We start from the raw sequence: 440 nt of genomic DNA, 5'->3' as shown, positions 1-440 counted from the left end.
CCTACGGGTGGCTGCAGTGGGGAATCTTGCACAATGGGGGAAACCCTGATGCAGCGACGCCGCGTGAGCGATGAAGCCCTTCGGGGTGTAAAGCTCTTTCGGCAGGAACGATAATGACGGTACCTGCAGAAGAAGCTGCGGCTAACTACGTGCCAGCAGCCGCGGTAATACGTAGGCAGCAAGCGTTGTTCGGAATTACTGGGCGTAAAGCGCACGTAGGCGGATATCTAAGTCGGGGGTGAAAGCCTTGGGCTCAACCCAAGAATTGCCTTCGATACTGGATATCTCGAGACCGGGAGAGGTGAGTGGAATTCCGAGTGTAGAGGTGAAATTCGTAGATATTCGGAAGAACACCAGTGGCGAAGGCGGCTCACTGGCTCGGTTCTGACGCTGAGGTGCGAAAGCGTGGGGAGCAAACAGGATTAGATACCCGAGTAGTC

Annotated in this window: 1 rRNA gene; it reads left to right on the top strand. The window is 55.5% G+C overall.

From position 1 onward, the window contains the following. Positions 1–440: ribosomal RNA gene (locus KUA11_RS17180) — 16S ribosomal RNA — on the top strand; the annotation flags it as partial.

The sequence above is a fragment of the Acetobacter estunensis genome (assembly GCF_019083805.1).
Lineage (GTDB): Bacteria > Pseudomonadota > Alphaproteobacteria > Acetobacterales > Acetobacteraceae > Acetobacter > Acetobacter estunensis_A.
This window is presented reverse-complemented; position numbering and strand designations above follow the sequence as displayed.